This window comes from Lederbergia panacisoli (assembly GCF_024626525.1).
Classification (GTDB): Bacteria; Bacillota; Bacilli; order Bacillales; family Bacillaceae_C; genus Lederbergia; species Lederbergia panacisoli.
On record NZ_JANJGU010000025.1, the window covers coordinates 23606 to 30077 of the forward strand.

A 6472-nucleotide genomic window follows, 5' to 3' on the forward strand; every position below is an offset into this window, starting at 1 on the left:
ACTGTTCCCTAAGACGAGTGAAAATTGGAGTATTCCTCCTGTTTTCCTCGTTTTTTGTCCCATTAAAAAAAATAATTAAACAGCCTTTTTAAAAAAATACCTTTTTTAAGAAGTTTTGAGTTGGGGTCAAATAAAAAAGTTTGTGGCTGCATTTTTATAAGAATTATTCTATACCAAATTAAAATAAAAAGTGAAATTTCAATAATTTTTTTTACTTAGTTAGTCCAAATGAAAATTATTGGTTGCATTTTACAAGTATTGTGATTATAATGTGATTATGAGGTGAAAATAATGGAAAATCTCCGTGGAATGTTTCAAATAATGACACGCCGATTTGGTTTACTTAATAAAAACTGCTGTACTGTTGGTGGTTGCGATCTTTCCCTCATTCAAAGCCACATCTTGTATGAGATTGATAATCAAAATAAACCATCCATGCAGCAGATAGCAGGAACATTAGGAACTGATATTACTACTTTTAGCAGGCAGGTTCAATCACTAGTAAAAATGAACTTAATAAAGAAAACACCAGATCCTAGTGATAAAAGAATTAGTATTCTGTCCCTGACTACTGAAGGTAAGTATATTGCAACAACCATAGATCAACAAATGAATGCATTTTTAAATGAGGTTTTTTCTCATATGAATGAGTTTGAAAAAGAAACCGTCATCCGTTCTATTCAATTATTAAATAATGCCATGGCAAAGTCTAACGCATGCTGCCGGCCACTGCAGGGGTAATTCCCCAGAATAATTACTTGCACATTGCAAGTAATGACGTTATTTTTTTGTGTATACAGGTGAAAAAATCTAATTTAAAAGAAATGAGGAGAGAACATGATTGCGTTGAACGATAATATCCAAGGATGTTGTAACCCTAGAAGTAATGATTTAGAAAACAACAATGTAACAAATAAGAAAATAACTAAGCAACTGCCTATTGTTATTATTGGAGCTGGACCGGTTGGTTTAGCAGCAGCTGCACAATTAGCAAGCAGAAGGCAATCGTTTATTCTATTAGAGGCAGGGGTGGAAGTAGGAGCCAATATCAAGAGTTGGGGACATATTCGGTTATTCTCACCTTGGCGCTATAATATAGATAAAGCTGCCATGAACTTATTAAATAACAGTGGTTGGGTTCAGCAAGAATTAGAAAGTTTACCGACAGGGCAGGAGCTTGTTGAACAATATTTGAAGCCACTTTCTAAGGTGCCAGAAATTCAACCTTTTCTTTACCTTAATACAAAAGTTTTATCGATTGGTAGAAAAGACGTGGATAAAATGAAAACTGCAAATAGAGAAAATGTTCCATTTGTCATCCATGCTGAAAACAATGGGGAGTACAAAATATTTGAAGCTAAGGCAGTAATTGATGCTACGGGTACATGGGGAACTCCCAACCCTGCTGTTTCAAGTGGTATTTGGCTAGCTGATGAGAAATCCCTCCAAGAAAAAATATATTATGGAATTCCCGATATTTTAGGGAAGGAACAACAACGTTATACAAGTAAACGTGTAGCTGTTGTTGGAGGCGGCCATTCAGCCATAAATACCTTATTAGATTTGACTAAATTGAAAGAGTCCTATCCTGAAACTGAAATATTATGGATTATGAGAAGACAGAGAGTTGAAGAGGCATATGGCGGGAAGGAAAAGGATGCACTTGAAGCTCGTGGCCTTCTCGGCAGTAAAATTCACCATATGGTAGATAACCAACAGGTTAAAGTAATTACGCCATTTCGTATCCAATTAGTTAGGAAATCAGAAGAGGGTATTGAATTAATAGGCACCCAAAATGACAATCAAATTAGACTGGATGGAATAGATGAAATGATTGTAAATACGGGAAGCCGTCCAGATTTTTCGATAATAAATGACCTTCGTACTTCTATTGACTCAGCTACTGAAAGTGTAAAAGCGTTAGCACCACTGATCGACCCAAACATTCATAGTTGCGGTACTGTTCGTCCTCACGGTGAAAAGGAATTAAGACAGCCAGAGAAGGATTTTTATATTGTGGGTGCCAAAAGTTATGGTCGAGCCCCAACCTTCTTAATGGCAACAGGATATGAGCAGGTTAGGTCTGTAGTCGCCTATTTAAGTGGTGATTTGAATGCTGCTGAGAAAGTAGAATTAGATTTGCCAGAAACGGGTGTCTGTAGCATCAATTTAAATAGTAAAAGCTCCTGTGATGGACCTAAATCTACATGTTGCAATTATTAAAACACCTTCAAAAAAAGGGGAGCGTGTGCTTCCCATAAAAATTTTTATTAAAAGGTGAGTGTAAAATGGTTATTAATCATGGTGGATCGCTCAAAAAGGAATATTTCATTTCTTATATGAAATTAATCATGAATGCTTTTGGTTGTACACTTGAGGAAGCTAAAGATAAAACCTTTGAACGGCTGTTTCGTTTTGAGGAAAATGAAATGGGTCAGCAAACTTACAATCAGTTTCTCTTGGCATATCAAGAAATAAACAACAATTATAATTATTGTTGTGGAGGAAATTAAATGGTCAGAGAAGCTATCATTCGTGAAGCCAGAGAGACAGACTTAGAAGCAATTATGGAAATTTACAATCAAGGGATAGAAGATCGGATAGCCACGTTAGAAACAGAGGCAAAAGATATTTCATATATGACAGAATGGTCCAAGCAGCATCAGAACAGATATAGTGTAGTCGTTGCTGAAGAGAGAAATAAAATAATTGGATGGGCTTCTTTAAATCCATATATTAACCGTTGTGCTTATGATGGGGTGGCCGATATTTCGGTTTATATTTCCAGGGAATACAGAGGCAAAGGGGTAGGCGGTAAACTGCTTTCCACTCTCGAAATCAAAGCAAACGAACATAATTTTCATAAGCTGGTTTTATTTACTTTTCCATTTAATGGTTTAGGACAGGGGCTATATAAAAAAATGGGTTTTCGTGAAGTAGGCGTTTTTAAAAACCAGGGTATTTTAGATGGAGAATTTGTTGATGTCATGGCAATGGAAAAAATACTATAACTTATTTCTTATTAAAGTGCGGCTAATATCTAGCTGCCTTTGTTAAATGACAATAAAGTTATTTAAAAATGCTCGTTATGTTATTCAACAAACGGGCCATTTAATGGAGGATGAATATCAAGAAAAAGTGAATACTCTGGTATTGATAGGATGGTGCTTGTGAAAGATTGTACTTAAACTAACGGGCAGGATAGTGGAATAAGAATAAAAGCGTTAATCCATTTGGAGAAACGCTTTGTGCTTTGTTATTTAAATGACTTCCAAATTTAATTTATTCCACTCTTTAACAATTTCCTAATAGACAAACTTGCATCTTCTAAATACTCTTCTGGTGATTTATTACTGTTCTGTTTCCAATCAATTGAAGCCCCGTAAACCATCCAACCTAACATGGTAGAGTTCATTCTTAGCATTTCAATACTTTCATTCTGATACTTTTTTAATAGTGATTGAAAAATGATCTGTTCAAGTTCCTTTTTTAATAATGCTTCAATATTCACACTCATATCGTGATAACTTCTTTGACAACGTGTTGATAAGCTCATATGGAATGTAGTAATAGATAAGAATAGACTCTTTAGCATTTCCTCGCTGAACTCTTCATTATTCGACAATTCCTTTAGTACATTCTCCAGTAAATCTTCTTTTATCACTTTTTCGAGCAAATCAAATTTATCGAGAAAATGACGATAAAAAGTTGCCCGATTAATCATGGCTCCTGTTGTGATATCACTGATTGTGATACTGTTGAACTCCTTTTTTTCCAAGAGCTCTACAAAGGAATCAAAAATGAATTTCCTTGTTCGAATTGAACGCAAATCTGTGTTTTCCCCAGTCATTAAAATACCCCCATTCCAGAATGATAAGACATTTTTCGTGATTTGTGGCTTATGCAACAAAGTGAAGATTTTGTTGCTTGAGGGGTGAACAGATCGTATCTATAATTTGATTATACAACAAGTGTTGCGTATGCAATAGTTGTAAAATCAATTCCCTTTTATTGTGGGAACAGGAATTTAGGAGGATTTTTTAAATGAATTTATTAGTAGTTAAAGCAAATAATCGCCCAGAGGGTGTATCTAGTAAAATGTATGAAACCTTTATGGAGTCTATAAAAGATGCAAAAAATCTTAATGTGACTGTCTATGATGTTTTTGAAGAAGATATGCCTTACTTCGGGCAAGAATTATTTGATGCTTTCGGCAAGTTACAAAGTGACGATGAACTATCAGAATTAGAACAACGTCTTCTAGCTGCGAAACAAAAAGCTAAAGATGTATTTGCTGCAGCTGATGTAGTAGTCTTTGTTTTTCCATTGTGGAATTTGACTGTCCCTGCAAAACTTCACACATTTATTGACTATATTGATGAAGCGGGTTACACATTCAAATACGGTCCAGATGGTTCACCAGTCTACTTAATGCCTGAGAAAAAGATTATCTTTATCAATGCACGTGGTGGATATTATTCATCACCAGAAATGCAGAAGATGGAACATGCAGTGAATTATATGAGAAGCATATTTGCTGGAATGTTTGGTATGGAAGTTACTAATGAGGTTGTTATTGAAGGACATAATGCAAGGCCAGATAAAGCAGAGGAGATCATTGGAAATGGAATGCGTAAAGTAACAGAAGCTGCAGAGAAATTAGCTTATCAATATGCTTGATCAAACTGAGTGATCAATCCAATGAAGGAGGAATTGAGATGACTAAGGAAACAACATTTCATAGAGATATAAAGGTTTTTTGGTATCCAACATATAATAAAAATGGTTATCCGCATGTCCAACAAGGTGTTATTCTTAATCCTGAGAGGAATCAAGAATTTTCTCCCTTTATTCTTATGGCCGAAGATTGGTATAAACGTGGAGTCTTCGCCGACCATCCTCACCGAGGCTTTCAAACTGTAACGTATGTTGTTGATGGGAGGCTGGAACATATAGATAATACGGGTGGCTATAGCCTATTAAATGCTGGTGATGTTCAATATATGAATGCTGGATGGGCAGCTAGACATGCTGAAGAAGCTTATGATGATGACTTGATTCATACATTACAGGTATGGCTAAACCTTCCAAAAAGTTTGAAGCGTACAGAAACAGCTTATCAAAACATCTTTGTTGAAGATGCTCCTGTAGTGAACTTTGAAGGTGGTTCGATTCGTGTGTATTCAGGGGATATTGCAGGGGTAAAAGGACCAATGAATAGTTTGGTACCTATTACAATGGCGGAAATTACCCTTCGTGAAGGAACTGAGTATACACATATTTTACCTGAGAATCATAATTCATTCTTGTACATGTTGGCAGGAGAGATGGAATTCGGAGAAAGTCAGACAAAGATAGGTAAAACAGGAGCAGCTACAATATCCTTTAATGAAGAAGGCTCCGAGTCTAACAAAAGTGAATTAAAAATAAAAGCCAAAACTCGTTCTAAAGTGTTGATATATTCAGGTGTTCCTATTCGGGAAGAAATTGCATTTGGTGGACCATTTGTAATGAATACGACGGAAGAAATCCGGGAGGCGTTTCGTGATCTTCAGCGAGGAGTATTTGGACCACCTGCTGTAAAAAAATAAATCGAATTAGAGATATCAAAGAATGAATATATTGTGTTTTCAAAATACCAGATGGAGAGTAACCATCTGGTATTTTTACACAGCTTGTGAACGATTGTACTTAAAGTAACGGGGGCGATAGTCCTAGAAGGATTATCGCTTATTTTTGTTGAAGTTATTTTACTAACGGGCAGGATAGTGTAAGAAGAAGGTGGAGGGAAAATGTTATTAGGATGCTTATCTTAATAAGGGGAGGGATAACAGAAAGTGAAGATTATAAAGTTTAAGGAAACTGATACAGAAGATATTGTTTCTTTGTTTTATGAAACAGTTCATTCCGTAAATTCAAAAGATTATTCCCAAGCACAATTGGATGCTTGGGCACCAAGTGATGAAAAAGAATCTAAAATCAAATCTTGGAAGGAATCATTGAGTAGAAATATAACATTTGTAGCTAAAGTTAATGATAAAGTTGTTGGTTTTAGCGATTTAACACATACCGGGTACTTAGATAGACTATTTGTTCATAAAGATTATCAAGGACAAGGTATAGCCAAAGCTTTAGTTGATATGCTTGAATCTGAGGCAAAGAAATTAAATCTTTTAGAAATTGATACGGAAGCAAGTATTACAGCTAAGCCATTTTTTGAACATCAAGGTTACAAAATTGTTTGTTCACAAACTGTGGAAAAAAAGGGGGTTAAATTGGCTAATTTTAAAATGCTAAAAAAAATAAAATAATAATTTACTTATTATGCTAAAGGGTGCGTTAATCGTGCGAAATGTTTCTGGCTTAAGTTGAGATTGGTAACAATACTTAGGTAAAGGTCAGACAGTTCCTGTCGGAACTGAAGGGTTATATCGAAGAGCCAAATGAAGGGGTAACGCCCTGAAGGGCTCTC

The 6472-nt window shown here is 35.5% G+C and carries 8 protein-coding genes; 7 read left to right on the plus strand and 1 reads right to left on the minus strand.

What is annotated here, in order from left to right; all coding sequences use genetic code 11:
* The first annotated feature begins 291 nt into the window (after positions 1-291).
* The 4 genes from NQ185_RS19430 (at position 292) to NQ185_RS19445 (ending at position 3011) form a co-directional block, all read left to right on the plus strand.
* Positions 292-741 (plus strand): MarR family winged helix-turn-helix transcriptional regulator, encoded by a 450-nt coding sequence (locus tag NQ185_RS19430; RefSeq protein WP_257583721.1) that lies wholly within the window; start codon positions 292-294, stop codon positions 739-741.
* A 96-nt stretch (positions 742-837) separates the two neighbouring features.
* The gene (locus NQ185_RS19435; RefSeq protein WP_257583722.1) at positions 838-2223 is read left to right on the plus strand and encodes an NAD(P)-binding domain-containing protein; all 1386 of its coding nucleotides are present in this window, start codon (positions 838-840) and stop codon (positions 2221-2223) included.
* A gap of 65 nt (positions 2224-2288) precedes the next feature.
* Positions 2289-2513, plus strand: coding sequence for a hypothetical protein (locus NQ185_RS19440; protein WP_257583723.1), 225 nt, complete (start codon positions 2289-2291; stop codon positions 2511-2513).
* Positions 2514-3011: an arsinothricin resistance N-acetyltransferase ArsN1 family A gene (locus NQ185_RS19445; protein ID WP_257583724.1), complete on the plus strand. Its 498-nt coding sequence runs from the start codon at positions 2514-2516 to the stop codon at positions 3009-3011. It abuts the gene before it with no gap.
* 266 nt (positions 3012-3277) lie between these two features.
* Here NQ185_RS19445 and NQ185_RS19450 read toward each other — a convergent pair whose 3' ends face one another.
* Entirely contained in the window at positions 3278-3850 is a 573-nt protein-coding gene (locus NQ185_RS19450) for a TetR/AcrR family transcriptional regulator (RefSeq protein ID WP_257583725.1), read from the minus strand.
* Positions 3851-4044: 194 nt separating this feature from the next.
* Here NQ185_RS19450 and NQ185_RS19455 point away from each other — a divergent pair, with 194 nt between their 5' ends.
* From NQ185_RS19455 to NQ185_RS19465, 3 genes are all read left to right on the plus strand, one after another.
* Positions 4045-4680, plus strand: a complete 636-nt coding sequence (locus NQ185_RS19455; protein ID WP_257583726.1) for an FMN-dependent NADH-azoreductase — start codon at positions 4045-4047, stop codon at positions 4678-4680.
* Between the two features lie 38 nt (positions 4681-4718).
* On the plus strand, positions 4719-5591 hold the full coding sequence (locus tag NQ185_RS19460) for a pirin family protein (protein ID WP_257583727.1): 873 nt from the start codon (positions 4719-4721) through the stop codon (positions 5589-5591).
* Between the two features lie 246 nt (positions 5592-5837).
* Positions 5838-6311 (plus strand): GNAT family N-acetyltransferase, encoded by a 474-nt coding sequence (locus NQ185_RS19465; RefSeq protein WP_257583728.1) that lies wholly within the window; start codon positions 5838-5840, stop codon positions 6309-6311.
* Positions 6312-6472: the final 161 nt, after the last annotated feature.